Genomic DNA, 17,972 nt, shown 5'->3' with positions numbered 1-17,972 from the left:
ATGTCTCCAACCTCACCCCATCAACCGACCCAGCTCCCCATTCAACTCCCCCAACGCCGTCCCCGTCGCCGGCAGCGCATGCACCCGGTTTCCGTCCACGAACATCAACGTCGGATACGACCGCACGCCCAGTTGGCGGGCCAGTGCGAAGTCGGCCTTGGCTTGTGATGCACCTGCGCCGCTGGCGAGGTCGGCGAGGACCTGGGGGGCGTCGAGGCCGTGGGCGGTGGCGATGTCGGCGATGGTCTGCGGGTCGGACAGGCTGAGGCCGCGGCCGTAGAAGGCGGACTGCAGTTCGTGGGCCCACAGGATGGCCTTGTCCGGTGCCTGGGCGCGCAGGGCGGCCAGGCCGGCGGCGGCGTCGAGGGAGTTCATCTCGAAGCGGCCGTCTGCCAGCAGGGCCTGGTAGGCGTCGCCGAAGACGGCGCCGGTCAGGTGGGCGATGCGGTCGTTGGCCCCGGGGATGTGCGGGTAGCCGGCGATCGGCCCGACGCGGTCGCCGACGAACAGGCCGCCGCTGACGGCGGTGAAGGCCACGCGGTGGCGGTTGGCGGCCTCGAACTCGGCGAGTCGTTCGGCGAAGCCCCAGCACCAGCCGCAGTAGACGTCGACCGCGTAGACGACGGAGCGGGTGGGCAGGGTGTGGGCAGTCATGGACATCTCGGGTTCCTTGGCGCCGGCAACGGTGCCGGCGAAGGCGCCACTCTAGGAGGCCGTTCCGTCCAGATAAACGCCAGATCCCGGCATGACTGTTGAGCGGATCGGCGGAATCGCGGCGTGGTTTGCGCCGCGCCGCGCGGTCCCGCAAACTCTCCAGATCTGTTGCCACGTTCCGCCGCATGACCGCTGCGCTCTCCCAACTCACACGCCACGCCATCCTCGTTGCACTCGATGAATTCGAGCGGCTGGGGCGCGAGGCCTTCCTTCGGCGATATGGCTTCGGCGAGGCCCGCGACTACTTCGTGTTGCATCCGGTCAGCGGTCTGGCGTGCGACTCGAAGGCCATCGTCGGCGCTGCATTTGGCGTGCAGTTTCCGGAGCGCGGCCCGCTGCAGGCGAAGGACTTTTCGGGTGGGGCGGCCACGGTGGCGAGGCTGTTGCAATCTCTTGATTTCGAGTTGACTCGCGTGCCGCCGTCCGAATCGGAAACGAAGTCGTCGAACGCTACGCGGGTCTGGTCGCGTCAGGAAGTCGAGCTGCTGGTGGCCGACTACCTGCAGATGCTGACGCTGGAACTGACCGGCCAGGCCTACAACAAGGCCGCGCGGCGTCGAGCGCTCCTGCCCTTGCTCGATGGGCGGACCGAGGCGTCGATCGAGTTCAAGCGGCGCAATGTCAGCGCGGTCATGGGGCGTCTGGGCCTGCCCTATGTGCGCGGTTACCTGCCTGCCGAGAACGCACAAGGCGAGATGCTCGAGACGATCGTGGCCCAGCAGATGGCGTTGTTGCCTCAACTGGATGCAGCGGCCGAACAGGCCGTCGAGCGTATGGCCGTCGAGGTCGAACCGGTGGACTTCTCGTTGGCCAAGGCCCGGGTGCCGGAACGCCAACTGCGCGTGGAAGAGCCCATGAAGCCCTATCTGCGCCGACCGATTCGCCGGGACTACCTGGAGCGCGAGACGCGCAATCGCTCGCTCGGGCTGGCCGGCGAGAAGTTCATCGTCGACTTCGAACGCTGGCGTCTGCTCAAGGGTGGACTGGGCCAGCTGGCAGACCGGGTCGAACACAAGTCTGTGACCGAAGGTGACGGGCTGGGCTACGACGTGCTGTCGTTCGAGTCCGATGGCAGCGAGCGATTCATCGAGGTCAAGACCACCGCGTTCAGCGAGGAAACACCCTTCTTCGTGACCGCCAATGAACTCGATTTCGCCCGCACCGAACCCGACCGCTTCGCCTTGTGCCGCGTCTTCGACTTCCGCCACGGGCCACGCTTCTTCGAGGTGCGCGGTCCGGTCGAGCGCCACTTTCATCTGGATCCAGCCACCTTCAAGGCCAGTCTCGGCTGATCGACCTGCCGTCCACCGGCCATCCAACCCCCTCAACCCCCTCAACCCCCTCAACCCCCACCCCCATGCTCAAGCACATCCCCCCCTTCATGGACGCCGACCTCCTCTGGATCCTCGCCGCGATGGGGCATGGGGATCAGCTGGCGGTGGTCGATCGCAACTTTCCGGCCTATGCCATCGCGCAGCAGACGCGCAGCGGGCGGCTGGTGACGTTGGGGGGGATGGATGCGCCGCAGACCGTCGCGGGGGTGCTGGAGCTGCTGCCGCTGGACACCTTTGTCGAGGCGCCCGTGGCGTGGATGGACCCGGTCGATGCGCCGGGTGCCGTGTTGCCGGTGCATGCGGACGTGCTGGCGGCCTGCCGGGCGGCCGAGGGGCGCGCGGTGGCGCATCGGGTGATCGCGCGGCATGACTTCTATGCGGCGGCGACGGGCTGTTTCGCGGTCGTGCAGAACTCGGAATCGCGGCCCTACGGCTGCTTCATCCTGACCAAGGGCGTCGTGTTCGATCCGGCGTGAAATCTTCACGCCCCGCCCATACACCTCGTCACCGGTCCTGACACCCGCCGACACCCTGGCACAGCACCTCACGCGGGGTGCGCCCAGACTGGCGGCATGACGTACCCCAACCCCGCCCCGCTGCCGCCCGAGTCCACCGCCCACGGTGAGTCGGCCACCTTGTCGCCCGATCGCCGCCGGCTGACGCTGGCGGGTCTGTCGGCCCTCTGGCTGGCCGCTTGCGGCGGTGGTGGCACCGACGACGCGGCCGCGCTGGCCGAGGCGGAACGGCGGCGGCGGCAGACGCCTTCGCCGTCGCCCACGCCTTCCCCGACACCTTCACCAACCCCCTCGCCGACGCCGGCTCCGGCACCGTCGCCCAGCCCGGCCCCGGCACCCGCGCCCGCACCGGGCGGCGTGCCCTACGGCAACTTCGCGTCGGCCAGCCTGGGCAACAACGCGGCGCTGAACGGGGCGATCGCGTTCCCGTCGAACAACGCGTGGAACACCGACATCTCGGCCGCGCCGGTCGACCCGAACTCGCAGGCGATCCTCTCCAGCATCGGCCTGACCACCGGCCTGCATCCGGACTTCGGTGCCGGGCTGTGGGACGGTGCGCCGATCGGCATCCCCTACGTCGTCGTCTCGGGCACGCAGGCGCCGGTGACGGTGCGCTTCACGGCCTATGGCGACGAGAGCGACCCGGGCCCCTACCCGGTGCCGCGCACCGCGCCGGTCGAGGGCGGCAACGCCAGCACCGGTGACCGCCACGTGCTGGTGATCGACAAGGACCACAACCGGCTCTACGAGCTGGCCGTCGCCTATCTGCAGGCCGATGGCAGCTGGAACGCGGCCTGCGGCGCGGTGTTCGACCTGGCCAGCAACAACGTGCGGCCGGGCGGCCAGCCGGGCTGGACCAGCGCCGACGCGGCCGGCCTGCCGATCTTCCCGGGCCTGGCGCGCTGGGACGAGGCCGCCCTCGGCCCGGGCGGCATCCACCATGCGCTGCGCTTCACGGCGGCGGTCACGCGACGCGCCTATGTGCCGCCGGCCACGCACTTCGCCTCCAGCAGCACCTCGGCCAACCTGCCGCCGATGGGCATGCGGGTGCGGCTGAAGTCGAGCTACGTGATCCCGTCGACCTTCAGCCCGGAGGTCAAGGCGATCCTGACCGCGCTGAAGACCTACGGGATGATCCTGGCCGACAACGGCAGCAACTGGTTCATCAGCGGCGCGCCGGACGACCGCTGGCCGTCGACGATCAACAGCCAGCTTGGCCAGGTCAAGGGCAGCGACTTCGAGGTCATCCGGATGGACGGCCTGGTCACCGGCTGACCCTGGCGCGGGCCGGCCGCCGGCTCAGCCCTTGTGGCTCAGCTCTTGTCGCCGCCGCCGGGCTTCGTGAAGGCGAAGTCCGGCAGCGACAGCGTCGCCTCGGCGACCTGCAGCAGACGCCGGTTCTGGTCCATCGCGGTCTTCTGCAAGGCGCGGAAGGCGACGTCCTCGGTCATGCCCAGGCGGGCCATCAGCATGCCCTTGGCGCGCTCGATGATCTTGCGTTCGTGCAGCGCGCGGCGGGCCGCCTCCAGCTCGGATTCCATGTGCGCCAGCCGCGTCTGCTGGGCCTGCAGCAGGGCCAGCAGCGCGTTCTCGTCGGGCCGGTCGGGTGATGTCGCAGGCGCGGCGGGCGGTGTCGACAGCGGGCTGGCCGGGCTGCTGGCTGACGTGTTGGCTGACGTGCCGTCAACGTCCAGGAAGCGGTCGACCGCATGGCTGCGGGCCGGCGGGTTGTCGCGCAGCTCGCGCAGCAGGCGCTCGGAGTCCTGCAGGTCCTGGCGCGCCGCGTCGATCTGGGTCTGGCAGTCCTGCCGCAGCCGCTGCACCAGCTCGACCTGCACCTGCCACAGCTCGGTGATGCGTTCGCTGCAGACGCTGAACCAGGTCTCGCTCAGCTGGCTGTCCAGCGTCGCGCCCGGCCGCGCGGCGCACAGCGTGCGGCGCAGCCGTTCCAGCCGCGCCACGCCGGGCGACAGCTGCTGCTGTTCCCAGCGCGCCTGCAGCTCGGCGTCGGCGAACTCGGCGTAGACCTGCAGGTTGCGCTCCTGCACCTCGATCAGGTGGACGACGCGCTGCTGCTGCGCCTCATGGCAGATGCCGCCGGCGTACAACTCGGCGCCGACCGCACGTTCCTGCCCGGCCGCCTCGTTGCCCTGCACCAGGTGGACCAGCGCGACCAGCCGGCGCGAGATCGCCGGGTGCGCGCTGGCATCGGCCACCAGCACGATCAGCTCGACCAGGCCGGAGATGACGCGGCTGTAGGCCAGCACCGAGTCCTGCGCGCTCAGGCCGTGGGCCTCGACCTTGGCGCGCAGCTCGCCCAGCGCCTCCAGCCCGAGCAGCACCCAGGCCATCAGCGACAGCAGCTTGGACGACGCATCGCGGCCATGCCCCAGCTGCGCCGCGAACAGCTCGCACAGCCGCTGCTGGACCGGTTGCGCGTCGGTGATCGCCTGCTGGCGCACGTCGGCATATCGCAGCCCGCGCGAGGCCAGGTAGACGCTCGACGCGCCGCGTTCGCGCTGCAGCGCGTGGATCAGCTGGCCGGTCACGTCGACCAGCTCGGCGCGGTCGGCCAGGTGGCGCAGCGTGTCGATGTCGCGCTGCTTGGCGCGCAGCACCAGGGCGGACACCGACAGGCTCTCGGTCGCTGCGGGCATGGGGTACTCCAGGGTCACGGGTCGGGAATCAGGCTCGCATTCTCTGCAATCTCGTCCCGATCCCAAGCACGCCCCGGGCCCGCGCCCGGCCGGTCACCCCAGCGCGACGAGCACGCGGCCGTCGTCGACGCGGACGTGGTGCGCGCCGACCGACTGCTCCGGCGCCTCCAGGCACTCGCCCGAACGCAGGTCGAAGTGGTTCTTGTAGAGCGGCGAGGCCACCACCAGCCGGTCGCCCAGGTTGCCCACCAGCCCGCGCGACAGCACGCTGGCCTGCGAGCGCGGGTCGACGTTGTCGATGGCATAGAACTGGTCCTCGCCAAGCCGGAAGACCGCGACATGGCGGCCCTCGACGCGGGCGCAGACCCCCGTGCCCGGCAGGATGTCGTCGGGACGGCAGACGGCGACCCAGTGGGCCGATTCGGTGTTGCCGGTCGCGGCGGTGACGGCCGACGCTTCAGGGCTTTGAACGCTGTTCATGGCGATGTCCTTGCTGGGTGGATGGGGCCGGCTCAGGCCGATGCGACGGGGATGACGCGACCGCGCCGTTCGTCCGCGCGCGCCGGGCGGATCTGGCCGCGTTCCTCGATGAACACGATGTGTTCGTCGGGCTGCTCGCTGTTGACGAAGCTGCGGAAGCGGGCCCGCACGGCCGGGTCGGTCACGGCGGTCTTCCATTCGCACTGGTAGGTGGCGACGACGTGCGCCATCTGCGACTCCAGCTCGGCGGCCAGGCCCAGGCGGTCGTCGACCACCACGCCCTTGAGGTAGTCCAGCCCGCCTTCGAGGTTGTCGCGCCAGGTGCTGGTGCGCTGCAGCCGGTCGGCGGTGCGCACGTAGAACATCAGGAAGCGGTCGATCAGGCGGACCAGCTCGTCGCGGCTCAGGTCGCTGGCCAGCAGCTCGGCGTGGCGCGGCTTCATGCCGCCGTTGCCGCAGACGTAGAGGTTCCAGCCCTTCTCGGTGGCGATCACGCCGACGTCCTTGCCTTGGGCCTCGGCGCATTCGCGGGTGCAGCCCGAGACGCCGAACTTGATCTTGTGGGGCGCGCGCAGGCCCTTGTAGCGGTTCTCCAGCTCGACCGCGAGGCCGACGCTGTCGCCCACGCCGTAGCGGCACCAGGTCGAGCCGACGCAGCTCTTCACCGTGCGCAGTGCCTTGCCGTAGGCATGGCCGCTCTCGAAGCCGGCGGCGATGAGTTCCTCCCAGATCAGCGGCAGCTGCTCGACCCGCGCGCCGAACAGGTCGACCCGCTGGCCGCCCGTCACCTTGGTGTAGAGGCCGTACTTCTTCGCGACCTGGCCGACCGCGATCAGCCCCTCGGGCGTGACCTCGCCACCGGGCATGCGCGGCACCACCGAGTAGCTGCCGTCCTTCTGGATGTTGCCCAGGTAGTAGTCGTTGCTGTCCTGCAGGCCGGCGAGTTCCTTCTTCAGCACGAACTCGTTCCAGACCGACGCGAGGATGCTGGCCGCCACCGGCTTGCAGATGTCGCAGCCCAGGCCCTTGCCGTGTCGGGCGATCAGCTCGTCGAAGCTGCGGATCTGGCCGACGCGCACCAGGTGGTAGAGCTCCTGGCGCGAGTGCGCGAAGTGCTCGCAGACGTGGTTGTTGACGGCCATGCCGCGCCGCGCCATCTCGGCCTTCATGACCTGCGTGACCAGCGGCACGCAGCCGCCGCAGGTCGCGCCGGCCTTGGTGCAGGCCTTCAGCGCGCCGATGGTCGTGGCGCCTTCGCCGACCGCCGCGCACAGGCGGCCCTTGCTGACGTTGTTGCACGAGCAGATCTGCGCGCTGTCGGGCAGCGCGTCCACGCCCAGTGCCGGACGGGCCTTGCCGTCGCTGCTGGGCAGGATCAGGAACTCCGGCTCGGCCGGCAGCGCGATGCCGTTGAGCGCCATCTGCAGCAGCGTGCCGTATTCGGCCGCATCGCCGACCAGCACGGCGCCGAGCAGGCGCTGGCCGTCCTCGCTGACGACGATCTTCTTGTAGGTCTGGCGGCGTTCGTCGGTGTACTGGTAGGACCGCGCGCCCGGCGTGGCCGCATGGGCATCGCCGATGCTGGCGACGTCCACGCCCATCAGCTTGAGCTTGGTGCTCATGTCGGCGCCGACGAAGGCCGCGTCGTCCTGGCCGACCAGATGCCGCGCGGCCACGCGGGCCATCTCGTAGCCGGGGGCGACCAGGCCGAAGACCTGGCCGTTCCAGGCCGCGCATTCGCCGATCGCGTAGATGTCGGCGTCGCTGCTGCGGCAGGCGCTGTCGATCGCGACGCCGCCGCGCGGGCCGATCTCCAGGCCGGCCGCGCGGGCCAGTTCGTCACGCGGCCGGATGCCGGCGGAGAACACGATCATGTCGGTCTCCAGCGCGCTGCCATCGGCGAATGCCATGCGGTGCGTGGCGCCCTCGCCGTCGACGATCTGCAGGGTGTTCTTCTGGGTGTGGACCTTGACGCCCAGCGCCTCGATCTTGTGGCGCAGCACGCGCCCGCCGCCGTCGTCGATCTGCACGGCCATCAGGCGCGGCGCGAACTCGACGACGTGTGTCTCCAGGCCCATGTCGCGCAGCGCCCTGCCACATTCCAGCCCCAGCAGCCCGCCCCCGATGACCACGCCGGTGCGGCTGCGCGCACCGCAGGCCTTCATGGCCTCCAGGTCCTCGATCGTGCGGTAGACGAAGCAGTCGGGCCGGTCACGTCCGGGCAGCGGCGGCACGAAGGGGTAGGAGCCGGTGGCCAGCACCAGCTTGTCCCAGCCCAGCACCTCGCCGTCCATCGTGGTGACCGTGCGCGCGGTGCGGTCGATGCTCGCCGCGCGCGTCGCCAGCCTCAGCGTGTGGCCGCTGCGCTCGAAGAAACCGGGCTCGACCAGCGACAGGTCATCGGCCGTCTTGCCGGCAAAGAATTCGGACAGGTGGACCCGGTCGTAGGCGGCGCGGGGTTCCTCGCACAAGACGGTGACGTGCAGGTCCGGCGCACCCGGCCCGGCGGCCTCGACAAGGCTTTCCAGGAACTTGTGGCCCACCATGCCGTGGCCGACGACGACGATCTTCATGATTGATCCTGCTGAAGTGCGGGCGCACGACAAGCGCCCCCCGCGTGGATGACGGACAAAACCGGATGTGGAACGACCGGCGCACAGCGCCCGGCAGGCGCGTGTCGCGGTCAGGTTCCGCCGTCATTAGCGGAGGCTGGGATCCACCCGTCGGCTGCGATACCGCCGGGCTCGCACGGTGATTCGCAAGTGCCGTGCCCGAAGCCGGCGCAGGGGGTCTCACGAGGGAAAGGCCGTGTTGAACGGCCTTGCAGGCGATCGGGACGCCTCGAAACGGTGCCCGGAATGGGCCAGGTCGGGGCGCGGGGGCGCATCAAGTGCGTCGCCGGAGGGCGACGATGGCTGGTGCGTGGGTGGTGGGGCGGGTGTGGATCGGGAGGCTGCTGACCCCCTCCCCCGGGGACCGGGGTACTCCCCCTTGGCAGGGGGAGAGTTGATGGCCAAGCGCACATCGACGTGGTCCTGCTCGGTCGACTCTCCCCCTGCCAAGGGGGAGTCCCCGCCAGGGGGAGGGGGTTCGCGCCCGCGCTCGGTCTCTTCGTGCACGACCTACCGAGTGGATTCAAGGCACGTTCAAGGGGCCATGTTCCGCCGCCATCCGGCGGCGCCAATCAAGTGCGTCGCCGGAGGGCGACGATGGCTTGGGCGTTGGGGGTGGCGTGGGTGTGGCTCGGGAGGCTGCTGACCCCCTCCCCCGGGGACCGGGGTACTCCCCCTTGGCTGGGGGAGAGTTGAAGGCGGCGCGCTCGTCGACGTGGCGGTTCTCGGTCGACTCTCCCCCTGCCAAGGGGGAGTCCCCGCCAGGGGGAGGGGGTTCGCGCCCCCGCTCGGTCTCTTCGTGTCCGACGGACTGCCGCTTCAACGCACGCCGCGCGCCACCTGCGCCAGCAGCGCCCTGGCCGCCTGCTCCGATGCCACCGAGCGTTCCAGCGGTGCGCGTGACAGGCCGGCGTGGGCGTAGTGGAGGTTCTCGTAGAGCTCGGCGGTCGACGGGTGGGCCTTCAGCAGGGCGTCGATCAGGTCTTGCGGCCAGTCTTCCATCAGCGCGGCCGACAGGCGGTCGACCACCGTGCGGTATTGCGCCGGGTCGACGCGGACGGGGCTGCGTTCGAGCCGTTCCAGCAGGCCGGCGAGCACCAGCAGGGCCTGGGCGCGGCTGCGGACGGACTCGGTGGACGGTGCGGTCATGGGGGGCTCCGATGGGGACGGGTCAAGGTTGACGGATGCCCCACACATGCGGTGGCCACGGGGGTTTTCAAGCGTCGCGCGGGTTGCGGATGTCACATCCGTCACGCCGGGCCGGCGTTCGGCGTGGACGTCATCACCGGCTCGCCCGCTCACCACCCGGCCGGGGCGACGCCGTACAGCAGGGCCAGTTCGCGGTAGACGGCCGGGACCTCGGCGGCGAGGTCGCGCGGGCGTTCGAAGAAGGCTTCGGTGACGCAGGCGAAGTACTCGGCGGGGTCGCTCGCGCCGTAGCCGTCGATGACCTCGGACGGCTCGCTGCGCAGGCGGTGCAGGCCCGCCGACATCGCTTGCGCCCAGGCCCGGCGGCGGCGCTTGCCGGGGCGCCAGGGCTGGCCGTCGGCGTGGCCCTTGTCCTGGTCGATCTGGTGGGCGAACTCGTGCAGCGCGACGTTGCGGCCGTCGGCCGGATCGGCCGCGCCGGCCAGCACGTCGGGCCAGGACAGCACGACCTGGCCGTGGGTCCACGACTCGCCCGACATCGTCATGCGCTGCTGGCGCACCAGCCCGCCGCCGAGCGCCTGTTCGCGTTCGACCGCGAAGGCGGCCGGGTAGACCAGCACCTGCCGCAGCTGCGGGTAGACCTGCGCGCGGGCGTCGCCCAGCAGCAGCAGGCAGGCGTGCGCGGCGATGGTCACGCGGACCTCGTCGGTGATGGGCTGGCCCTCGCAGCCGATGAAGGGCTTCTCGGCCAGGAAGACCTGGATGTGCCCCTTCAACCGCAGCTGCAGGTCGGCCGGCAGCCGCGCGACCAGCGGCACGCGTCGCCTCAGGATGCGCCGCCAGGCGGGCGGGAAGGGCGTGGCGCGCAGCCGCGCGCGGCGCCGCTCGCGTCGCCAGGTCTGGCTGGCCAGCGCGGCGACGGCGGCCAGGCCGGCGCCGGTCAGCGCGAGCAGCGGCCAGGTGCCGACCGGGGCGCCGAGAGGGTTGTCGAGAGGCATCACGGCCACATGCGCCCCGGCCGGCGTGATTCAAGCCCTGCAGGCCGGGGCCGGCTTCGGATAATCGCGGCCTCGGCGGGCACGCACCGCCGGTCATTCACCCACGAACCCAGAAAGCACAGCCACCATGTCCGGTCACGGTTTCCACGTCCACGGCCCGCACGACCACGAGGTCGAACACGCCGCCCACGGCGGCCACGGCGACAAGAAGGACGGCTTCGCCAGCACCATCGCCGTCACCACCGCCATCCTCGCCACGGTTGGCGCGCTGTTCTCCTACATGGGCGGGGCCACGCAGGCCAATGCCGGCCTGTACAAGAACAACGCCGCGATCAAGAAGACCGAGGCGTCGAACCAGTGGAACTACTACCAGGCCAAGAGCAGCAAGCAGAACCTCTACGAGGTGATGGTCAACGTGCTGCCGGCCGACAAGCAGGCGACCTACCAGGCCGAGATCGAGCGCTACAAGAAGGAAAAGGGCGAGATCAAGGCCGCCGCCGAGAAGCTGGAGGCCGAGGCCACCGCCTGGGACGACAAGAGCGAGGCCGAGTTGCACCTCCATCACCGCTGGGCCCAGGCGACGACCGCCCTGCAGATCTCGATCGCGCTGGCGGCCATCGCGCTGCTGACGCGCCGCAAGTGGGTCGAGGTGGCGATGTTCCTGGCCAGCGGACTGGGTCTCGTGCTCGGCGGCGCGGCCCTGCTGCACCTCTGACGGCGCCGGGCTGCGCACACCGTGTTCCGCAGCCCCTGGCGCCGCGCGCGCGACCTGCTGATCGCCTCGCGGACGTGGGCGCGCGGGGTCAAGCGGGATGTCCTGACGCTGTGGTTCGTGCGCGCCCACCCCGACACGCCGTGGTCGGCCCGGCTGCTGGCCGCCTTCGTGGTGGCCTACGCCTTCAGCCCGATCGACCTGATCCCCGACTTCATCCCCGTGCTGGGCTGGCTGGACGACGTGCTGCTGCTGCCCGCGCTGATCTGGCTGGCGGTGCGGCTGCTGCCGCCGCATGTGCGCGCGCACGGTCGGCAGGAGGCCGACGCCTGGCTGGCGCGCCGTGAGGCGAAGCCGAGTAGCCACGTCGGCGCCTGGGTCATCGTGGCGATCTGGCTGTTGCTGGCGTGGCTGGCCGTGCGCTCGTGGCGCAATTGAGCGTTGTGTTGATCCGCCCGCCGGTTGGGAATTCAGGTTCGACGCAGAATGGACAAGACCTTTTTCCGGCCCCGCAGCCTGTATCGCGACCGCCGCCATGCCGTCCACGTCCCGATTCCGCACCCAGGTTCTCGCCGCCTTCGTGGCGTCGATCGTGGTCGTGTCGACGCTGGCGGCGATCACCTGGCGCATCGGCCAGCAGGCAGGCGAAGCCGGCGCCTGGGTGCGGCACACGCAGGACGTGCTGCAGGGTCTGGCGCAGGTCCGTGTCGACACGGCGCTGGTCGAGCTGAACACGCAGGCCTATCGCGTCACCGGTGACCTGGGCCGGCTGACCGAGCGCGACGAGGCCATCGCCCGGCGCGAACAGCAGCTGGCGCACCTGCAGACGCTGCTGGCCGGTCAGCCGGAACAGCATCAGCGCTGGTCGCAGCTGCGCGAGGTGGTCGATCAGCGCCTGGCCATCTCTCGCACGGTCGAACGCCTGCGCCGTGACGGCGCCGCCGGGGCCGCCGATGCCTACGCGAGGACCGCACCGCTGGTCGAGACCCGGACCCGGATGCAGCAGCTGATGCAGGCGATGGAGTCCGAGGAGACCCGCCAGCTGGCGGTCCGGACCGACGAGCAGCGGCGCGCCGGCCAGCGCATGGTGGTCGCCGGTGCGGGCGCGTCGGTCGCGCTGGTGCTGTTGCTGGTCGGCAGCTACCTGCTGATCCGCCGACAGCTGCGCGAGACCGAGGCCAGCCGGCAGGCCCTGGCCGACAACGAGGCGCGGCTCGAACAGCGGGTCGCCGAACGCACCCGCGAGCTGGACGACAACCGGCGCGAGCTGGCCCGCGTGATCGAGGGTTCGGACCAGGGCTACTGGACCTGGGACCTGCCGACCGACCATTTCCGCGTCAGCGCTCGCTGGGAGACCATGCTCGGCTACCAGCCCGGCGAGATGGACGTGACGACCGCCAACTGGCCGGCGCTGGTCCACCCGGACGACCTGGCCCGGGCGCTCGAGTCGATCCGTCGCCACCTGGCCGGCGAGGTGCCGCTGCACGAGGTCGAGCTGCGCATGCATCACAAACAAGGCGGCTGGCGCTGGGTGCTGACCCGTGGCCGGGTGGTTGACCGGGCGCCCGACGGCACCGCGCTGAACATGTCGGGCACGCACACCGACATCACCGAACGCAAGCAGGCCGAACTGGCGCAGCGCCAGTCGGCGGCGGTGTTCGACAACAGCTACGAGGGGATCATCGTGGCCGATGCGGACGGCCTGATCACGCAGGTCAACCCGGCCTTCACGCGCATCACCGGCTACGAAGCGCACGAGGTCATCGGGCGCACGCCCGGGCTGCTGTCCTCGGGCCGGCACGACGCCAGCTTCTACCAGGCCTTCTGGGCCGCGCTTGAGCAGCGCGGCTACTGGCACGGCGAGATCTGGAACCGGCGCAAGAACGGCGAGGTGTTCCCGGTCCTGCAGTCGATCACGGCGGTGCGCGACGCGGCCGGCCAGCTGCTGCACCACGTCAGCGTCTTCTCGGACATCAGCCGCATCAAGGCGCACGAGGCCGAGCTGGACCGGGTCGCCCACTTCGATCCGCTGACCGGCCTGCCGAACCGCCGGCTGCTGACCGACCGGCTCGAACAGGCGGTGCTGCGGGCCGGTCGCAGCGGCCGGCTAGGCGCCGTCTGCTTCATCGACCTGGACGGCTTCAAGGCCGTCAACGACGCGCTCGGCCACGCCATCGGCGACCAGCTGCTGATCGGCATCGGCGAACACATCAAGGGCGTGCTGCGGCCCGAGGACACGCTGTCGCGGCTCGGGGGCGACGAGTTCGTGCTGCTGCTGACGGAGCTGGGGTCGATCAAGGAGACCACCCAGATCCTCGACCGCGTGCTGCACGCCGCGCGCCAGCCGGTGCAGGCGGAGGATCACCTGCTGAGCCTGTCGGCCAGCATCGGCGTCAGCCTCTATCCGAACGACGACGACGACCCCGACACGCTGCTGCGCCACGCCGACCAGACCATGTACCTGGCCAAGCAGGCCGGCAAGAACCGCTACCAGCTGTTCGATCCGGAGATCGACCGCGTCGACCAGCAGCGCCGCGAGCAGCTGGCGCGGCTGCGCGATGCCCTGCGCGACGGCGAGTTCGAGCTGCACTGGCAGCCCAAGGTCGACCTGCGCGACGGCACCGTCACCGGCGCCGAAGGGTTGATCCGCTGGCGGCACCCGCAGCGCGGCCTGCTGGCGCCGGGCGAATTCCTGCCGGTGCTGCAGGGCAGCGACCTTGAACCGCTGATCGGCGAATGGGTCATCGACACGGCGCTGGCGCAGCTCGCCAGCTGGCGCGTCGACGGCCTGGTGTTGCCGGTCAGCGTCAATATCAGCCCGCGTCACCTGCTGCAGCCGCTCTTCGTCGACCGGTTGGCCGACGCGCTGGCGCGCCACCCCTGCGTCGACGCCAGCCAGTTCCAGCTGGAGGTGCTGGAGACCTCGGTCATCGCCGACATGCAGCAGGCGGCCGAGATCCTGAAGCGCTGCATGGCGCTGGGCGTGGGCTTCGCGCTCGACGACTTCGGCACGGGCTATTCGTCGCTGACCTACCTGCGCAAGCTGCCGGCCGGCACGCTGAAGATCGACCGCAGCTTCGTCAGCGACATGCTCGACGACCCGGAGGACCTGGCGATCGTGCGCGGCGTCATCGACCTGGCCGCCGCCTTCGACCGCGAGGTGATTGCCGAGGGCGTCGAGACCCTGGCCCACGGCCACGCGCTGCTGGCGATGGGCTGCCACCTGGCGCAGGGCTACGGCATCGCCCGCGCGATGCCGGCCGATGACCTCCCGCGCTGGCGCGCACAGTGGCTCGCCAGCGGTGCCTGGCAGCGCGAGCTGGCGTAGACCCGCCGACGTCCACCCAAAACGACCCATGTCCCGACTCGCCACTGAACTTCGCCGCCTCTTCCTCCTGGATGCCGTCGCGGCGGAACCGCTGATCGACGCTCAAGGCCGTGTCCGCGCCCTCGTGCTGGAACTGGCGCGGCCGGCCGACTGGGACACGCTGGCGCAGGTCTGGCGTGGCGTGCAGACCGAGCTGGCGCTGCCGGCGCCGGCCATCGCGGCGTCGGGGACGGACGGCCTGCAGCTGTGGTTCTCGCTGGCCGAGCCGATCGCGGTCGATGCGGCACATGCCTTCCTGGCGCTGCTGCGGCGGCGCTGGCTGGCCGACCTGCCGGCCAACCGGGTGGTGCTGTGGCCGCAGCCGGCGCCGCCGCGCCACGCCCGGCCGGTGCCGGCGCTGAACGAGGCGACCGGCAACTGGTCGGCCTTCGTCGCGCCCGACCTGGCGCCGCTGTTCGCCGAGACGCCTTGGCTGGACATCCCCCCCGGCGACGAGGCCCAGGCCCATGTGCTGGCCCAGCTCCAGCCGATCCGGCCGGCCGAGCTGACGGCGGCGACGGCGGCGCTCGAACAGGCCTTGCAGGCGCCGGAACCGGTGCCGTCGATGGCGCCCCCCGCCGCACCCTCCTGGGCCGCGACGACGCACCCCGCGACCGCCCACGCCGAGCCCCGCGCCTTCCTGCTGGCGGTGATGAACGACGGCGCCGTGCCGCTGGCCTTGCGCATCGAGGCGGCCAAGGCGCTGCTGGGCGCCGATCGCCCCTGAACGGCGCTGAACGGCGCTGAACGGGCGCGAGGGTGACTCTCTGCGCCGGCTCCGGCGCAGAGTGTTCCGCCCGGATCGGCTCAGTTCAGGCCGAGCACACGGCGCAGCCAGCCGAACAGCCCCCCGCCGGCCGCTGGCGCGGCCGGTGTTGCCGCTGCCGCGGCCGGTGTTGCCGCTGCCGCAGGGCGGGCCGCGACCGGTGCCGGACGGGCCGCCGACGCAGTCTTCGGTGCCGCCTTGGCGGTTGCGGACGCCGCCGCCGCGCGGGCCTGCTGCGCGGCCAGCAGCTGTTGGTGGTGCCGGCGCAGGACGGCGTCGGTGGGGGGTAGCCCCAGCACGCGCAGTCGTTCGGTGGTGGCGTGACGCCGCAGCACGGAGTCGCTGGGCAGGTTGTCGAGCAGGACCATGGTGTCGCCTCCAGGTGATCCGTTCGGGCACGGATTCGTGGGTGGTTGCCCACGGCTCGCCGCGCGGCTTGGACTGCACCGGACAGGACCGCAGGTCTGCTCGTTTAGCAAGCACCGGACCCAGGACGGCCGGCCGTGGCCCGACCCAGGGTCAACACCGAGTCCCGAGGCCCGAGGCCCGAGGCCCGAGGCCCGAGGCCGCGCCCCGGTGGTTGCCGTCAGCGCGCCGGCCGCAGCGCCTCGACCCAGGCCGCCACCGCCGCCGCCGCGCTGTCGCCTTGCGCCTGCAGGCCGGCGATGACGCCGTCGCGGTTGGCGTCCGGCTGGTTCTGGCTGACCTTCCACTTGCCGGTCCAGCCGGTCACCTCGATCTCGATGCCGACGATGGCCGCCTGCATCCGTTCGATGTAGTCGGCCGGCGCGTCGCCGACCTGCCAGGGCCGGTCGCGCGGCGCTTCCTGCTGGCCGGTGATGGTGTCGAGCTGGGTGCGCAGCCAGGCCGGGTCGGCATCGACCGCACGCAGCCGGCCGCGTGCGTGCACGACGACGTAGTTCCAGGTCGGCACGACCTTGCCGTGTTCGGCCTTGGACGGATACCACGACGGCGTCACGTAGGCCTGCGGGCCGTGGAACACCGCCAGCACCGCGACGCCCTCGGGCCGCTCGGCGCCCGGCGTGCGCCACAGCGGGTTGGCGCGCGCGACATGGCCACGCAGCCGGCCGTGTTCGCCGCGGTCGGCGCTGAAGACCAGCGGGATCGGGTTGGCGTCGATCGCCAGGTCGTCGGCCGGCCCGTCGCCCGCCGTCGCGGTGATCAGCGTGGCCAGCGGGTGCGCGGCGACCAGCGCGTGCAGGGCCTCGGGACGGGTCTCGGCGAAGTGGTTGGGGAGGTACATGGCGGGGAGCGGGAAGAAGAACGGAGGAAGAAAGGGAATGGAGCGGGAAGAAGAACGGGAAAGGAGCGGGCGGCGATCGATCAACCCGCCGGCCGCAGCGCCAGCGCCGTCAGCAGCACGCCGCAGGCCGCCACCCAGGACGCCAGCACGCGCAGGCCGATGCGCAGCGCCGGGTGGGGCCAGCGCCGCAGCACGGCCTCGACGGCGACGGCCAGCTGCGCGGCGATGACCAGCGCGCCGACCAGGCTGCCGGCCAGCGCGGTGATGCGGCGCGCGCCCAGCAAGGCCGGATCGCCCGAGCCCAGCCCGATCGCCAGGCCGATGCAGGCGGGCATCCAGAGCCGGTAGGCGACCGGCTGGACGCGGCCGAGCGTCACGCCCAGCGCCGTCGCGATCACCAGCAGCCAGAGCGCGCGGTCGGTGTCCGGATCGCCCAGCGCACCGGCCGCCAGCGCCCCGGCGAACAGGCCGGCGGCCAGCGCGATCAGCTCGTGCGCCCGTGGCGACAGCCCCTGCTGCGCGGCCTGCAGGCCGACCGCGATCAGGCCGAACAGGTGGGCGGCCACCAGCACCGGATGCACCAGCCCGCCGAAGAAGGCGCTGCCGCCGGGGATGGCGCCGTGGGCCCAGGCCGACGGCGCGGCCAGCGCCAGCGCCAGCGCGAGCCAGCGCCCGGTCTTCATGTCGAGGTGGCGGCTCAAGCGACAGCCCTTGTCAGGAAGAACGCACCGGCCAGCGCGATGGCGCCGCCGCTGGCGCGCACCACCCAGCGGCCGGCCGGCCAGCGCACCAGCAGGCCCAGCGCGATGCCGCCCAGGTGCAGCGCGCCGGTGGCGATCACGAAGCCGGCGCTGAAGGCGACCGCGTTGGCGGCCTGCGGCAGCTCGGTGCCGTGGGCATGGCCGTGGAAGACCGCGAAGGCGCCGACCAGCACGGCTGCCAGCCCGATCGGCGCGCGCCAGGCCAGCGCGACCGCCGCACCGATCACGATGGCCGACGCGGCGATGCCGATCTCGACGCCCGGCAGCGGCACGCCAGCCACGCCGAGCGCGCCGCCGAAGGCCATCACGGTCGGGAAGACCACCGGCAGCAGCCAGATGGCGGGCACGCCCAGGAAGGCGCCCCACAGGCCGACGGCGACCATCGCGACGACATGGTCCCAACCCAGCACCGGGTGCAGGAAGCCGCTCCAGAAACCGCCGGCCAGCGTCGTGGCATCGGCATGGGCCTGCGCGGCACCCGACAGCGCGAGCAGCAACAGCAGGGCGCTGGCGCGGCGCAGGCGGGGCTCGGCGGGTGGGCGTCGTCTGGAGGTCATCGTGGTGCTCCTGTGCAGGGGGCGGCGGTCTGGCAAGTCGCGCAGGGTAGTTCGGTCGGTGACCTGTCACGGATCAGGGTAAGACC

The 17,972-nt window shown here is 71.5% G+C and carries 17 protein-coding genes; 7 read left to right on the top strand and 10 right to left on the bottom strand.

All coding sequences use genetic code 11. The features are described from left to right. Nucleotides 1-12 precede the first annotated feature (12 nt). Nucleotides 13-654, bottom strand: coding sequence for a DsbA family protein (locus tag ACWA7K_RS17030; RefSeq protein ID WP_456162592.1), 642 nt, complete (start codon nt 652-654; stop codon nt 13-15). A 185-nt stretch (nt 655-839) separates the two neighbouring features. Between ACWA7K_RS17030 and ACWA7K_RS17025 the strand changes: the two genes are divergently transcribed. From ACWA7K_RS17025 to ACWA7K_RS17015, 3 genes are all read left to right on the top strand, one after another. Then, entirely contained in the window at nt 840-2,006 is a 1,167-nt protein-coding gene (locus tag ACWA7K_RS17025) for a DUF3883 domain-containing protein (RefSeq protein WP_456162591.1), read from the top strand. A gap of 65 nt (nt 2,007-2,071) precedes the next feature. Beyond that, nucleotides 2,072-2,524, top strand: a complete 453-nt coding sequence (locus tag ACWA7K_RS17020; protein WP_456162590.1) for an RbsD/FucU family protein — start codon at nt 2,072-2,074, stop codon at nt 2,522-2,524. A 96-nt stretch (nt 2,525-2,620) separates the two neighbouring features. Continuing rightward, nucleotides 2,621-3,838: a hypothetical protein gene (locus tag ACWA7K_RS17015; RefSeq protein ID WP_456162589.1), complete on the top strand. Its 1,218-nt coding sequence runs from the start codon at nt 2,621-2,623 to the stop codon at nt 3,836-3,838. A 38-nt stretch (nt 3,839-3,876) separates the two neighbouring features. Here ACWA7K_RS17015 and ACWA7K_RS17010 read toward each other — a convergent pair whose 3' ends face one another. The 5 genes from ACWA7K_RS17010 to ACWA7K_RS16990 form a co-directional block, all read right to left on the bottom strand. Then, entirely contained in the window at nt 3,877-5,220 is a 1,344-nt protein-coding gene (locus ACWA7K_RS17010; RefSeq protein WP_456162588.1) for a nitrate- and nitrite sensing domain-containing protein, read from the bottom strand. A 93-nt stretch (nt 5,221-5,313) separates the two neighbouring features. After that, the gene (gene nirD / locus ACWA7K_RS17005) at nt 5,314-5,700 is read right to left on the bottom strand and encodes a nitrite reductase small subunit NirD (RefSeq protein WP_456162587.1); all 387 of its coding nucleotides are present in this window, start codon (nt 5,698-5,700) and stop codon (nt 5,314-5,316) included. Between the two features lie 32 nt (nt 5,701-5,732). After that, the gene (gene nirB / locus ACWA7K_RS17000; protein ID WP_456162586.1) at nt 5,733-8,273 is read right to left on the bottom strand and encodes a nitrite reductase large subunit NirB; all 2,541 of its coding nucleotides are present in this window, start codon (nt 8,271-8,273) and stop codon (nt 5,733-5,735) included. Nucleotides 8,274-9,131: 858 nt separating this feature from the next. Beyond that, a complete protein-coding gene (locus ACWA7K_RS16995; protein ID WP_456162585.1) occupies nt 9,132-9,461 on the bottom strand; it encodes a hypothetical protein in 330 nt (109 codons plus the stop codon). A gap of 149 nt (nt 9,462-9,610) precedes the next feature. Then, entirely contained in the window at nt 9,611-10,459 is an 849-nt protein-coding gene (locus tag ACWA7K_RS16990; RefSeq protein WP_456162584.1) for a M90 family metallopeptidase, read from the bottom strand. Nucleotides 10,460-10,586: 127 nt separating this feature from the next. Between ACWA7K_RS16990 and ACWA7K_RS16985 the strand changes: the two genes are divergently transcribed. The 4 genes from ACWA7K_RS16985 (at nt 10,587) to ACWA7K_RS16970 (ending at nt 15,265) form a co-directional block, all read left to right on the top strand. Next, nucleotides 10,587-11,174, top strand: coding sequence for a DUF4337 domain-containing protein (locus ACWA7K_RS16985; protein ID WP_456162583.1), 588 nt, complete (start codon nt 10,587-10,589; stop codon nt 11,172-11,174). Nucleotides 11,175-11,195: 21 nt separating this feature from the next. Continuing rightward, nucleotides 11,196-11,609 carry a YkvA family protein gene (locus ACWA7K_RS16980; RefSeq protein WP_456162582.1) on the top strand — a complete coding sequence of 138 codons (414 nt, stop codon included), beginning with the start codon at nt 11,196-11,198 and terminating at the stop codon, nt 11,607-11,609. 97 nt (nt 11,610-11,706) lie between these two features. Continuing rightward, complete coding sequence (locus ACWA7K_RS16975; RefSeq protein ID WP_456162581.1) at nt 11,707-14,499, top strand: EAL domain-containing protein; 2,793 nt, start codon at nt 11,707-11,709, stop codon at nt 14,497-14,499. A 28-nt stretch (nt 14,500-14,527) separates the two neighbouring features. Then, the gene (locus ACWA7K_RS16970) at nt 14,528-15,265 is read left to right on the top strand and encodes a hypothetical protein (protein WP_456162580.1); all 738 of its coding nucleotides are present in this window, start codon (nt 14,528-14,530) and stop codon (nt 15,263-15,265) included. A gap of 80 nt (nt 15,266-15,345) precedes the next feature. Here ACWA7K_RS16970 and ACWA7K_RS16965 read toward each other — a convergent pair whose 3' ends face one another. The 4 genes from ACWA7K_RS16965 to ACWA7K_RS16950 all read right to left on the bottom strand — a co-directional run bounded on the left by ACWA7K_RS16965 (nt 15,346) and on the right by ACWA7K_RS16950 (nt 17,886). After that, the gene (locus ACWA7K_RS16965) at nt 15,346-15,672 is read right to left on the bottom strand and encodes a hypothetical protein (RefSeq protein ID WP_456162579.1); all 327 of its coding nucleotides are present in this window, start codon (nt 15,670-15,672) and stop codon (nt 15,346-15,348) included. A 218-nt stretch (nt 15,673-15,890) separates the two neighbouring features. Then, nucleotides 15,891-16,568 (bottom strand): FMN-binding negative transcriptional regulator, encoded by a 678-nt coding sequence (locus ACWA7K_RS16960; RefSeq protein WP_456162578.1) that lies wholly within the window; start codon nt 16,566-16,568, stop codon nt 15,891-15,893. 80 nt (nt 16,569-16,648) lie between these two features. Further along, nucleotides 16,649-17,269 carry a HupE/UreJ family protein gene (locus ACWA7K_RS16955; protein WP_456162577.1) on the bottom strand — a complete coding sequence of 207 codons (621 nt, stop codon included), beginning with the start codon at nt 17,267-17,269 and terminating at the stop codon, nt 16,649-16,651. After that, nucleotides 17,266-17,886, bottom strand: coding sequence for a HupE/UreJ family protein (locus tag ACWA7K_RS16950; protein WP_456162576.1), 621 nt, complete (start codon nt 17,884-17,886; stop codon nt 17,266-17,268). Before ACWA7K_RS16950 ends, ACWA7K_RS16955 begins: the two co-directional genes overlap by 4 nt. Nucleotides 17,887-17,972 lie beyond the last annotated feature (86 nt).

Source organism: Leptothrix mechoopdaensis (SeqCode) (genome assembly GCF_053893855.1).
Note: the sequence above shows the minus strand (reverse complement) of the source record. Positions and strands in the feature narration are given on the sequence as shown.

Bases quoted from the DNA above. Each gene is read 5' to 3' on its own strand.
- ACWA7K_RS17030 (WP_456162592.1), bottom strand. From the start codon at position 654: ATGACTGCCCACACCCTGCCCACCCGCTCCGTCGTCTACGCGGTCGAC.
- ACWA7K_RS17025 (WP_456162591.1), top strand. From the start codon at position 840: ATGACCGCTGCGCTCTCCCAACTCACACGCCACGCCATCCTCGTTGCA.
- ACWA7K_RS17020 (WP_456162590.1), top strand. From the start codon at position 2,072: ATGCTCAAGCACATCCCCCCCTTCATGGACGCCGACCTCCTCTGGATC.
- ACWA7K_RS17015 (WP_456162589.1), top strand. From the start codon at position 2,621: ATGACGTACCCCAACCCCGCCCCGCTGCCGCCCGAGTCCACCGCCCAC.
- ACWA7K_RS17010 (WP_456162588.1), bottom strand. From the start codon at position 5,220: ATGCCCGCAGCGACCGAGAGCCTGTCGGTGTCCGCCCTGGTGCTGCGC.
- nirD (WP_456162587.1), bottom strand. From the start codon at position 5,700: ATGAACAGCGTTCAAAGCCCTGAAGCGTCGGCCGTCACCGCCGCGACC.
- nirB (WP_456162586.1), bottom strand. From the start codon at position 8,273: ATGAAGATCGTCGTCGTCGGCCACGGCATGGTGGGCCACAAGTTCCTG.
- ACWA7K_RS16995 (WP_456162585.1), bottom strand. From the start codon at position 9,461: ATGACCGCACCGTCCACCGAGTCCGTCCGCAGCCGCGCCCAGGCCCTG.
- ACWA7K_RS16990 (WP_456162584.1), bottom strand. From the start codon at position 10,459: ATGCCTCTCGACAACCCTCTCGGCGCCCCGGTCGGCACCTGGCCGCTG.
- ACWA7K_RS16985 (WP_456162583.1), top strand. From the start codon at position 10,587: ATGTCCGGTCACGGTTTCCACGTCCACGGCCCGCACGACCACGAGGTC.
- ACWA7K_RS16975 (WP_456162581.1), top strand. From the start codon at position 11,707: ATGCCGTCCACGTCCCGATTCCGCACCCAGGTTCTCGCCGCCTTCGTG.
- ACWA7K_RS16970 (WP_456162580.1), top strand. From the start codon at position 14,528: ATGTCCCGACTCGCCACTGAACTTCGCCGCCTCTTCCTCCTGGATGCC.
- ACWA7K_RS16965 (WP_456162579.1), bottom strand. From the start codon at position 15,672: ATGGTCCTGCTCGACAACCTGCCCAGCGACTCCGTGCTGCGGCGTCAC.
- ACWA7K_RS16960 (WP_456162578.1), bottom strand. From the start codon at position 16,568: ATGTACCTCCCCAACCACTTCGCCGAGACCCGTCCCGAGGCCCTGCAC.
- ACWA7K_RS16950 (WP_456162576.1), bottom strand. From the start codon at position 17,886: ATGACCTCCAGACGACGCCCACCCGCCGAGCCCCGCCTGCGCCGCGCC.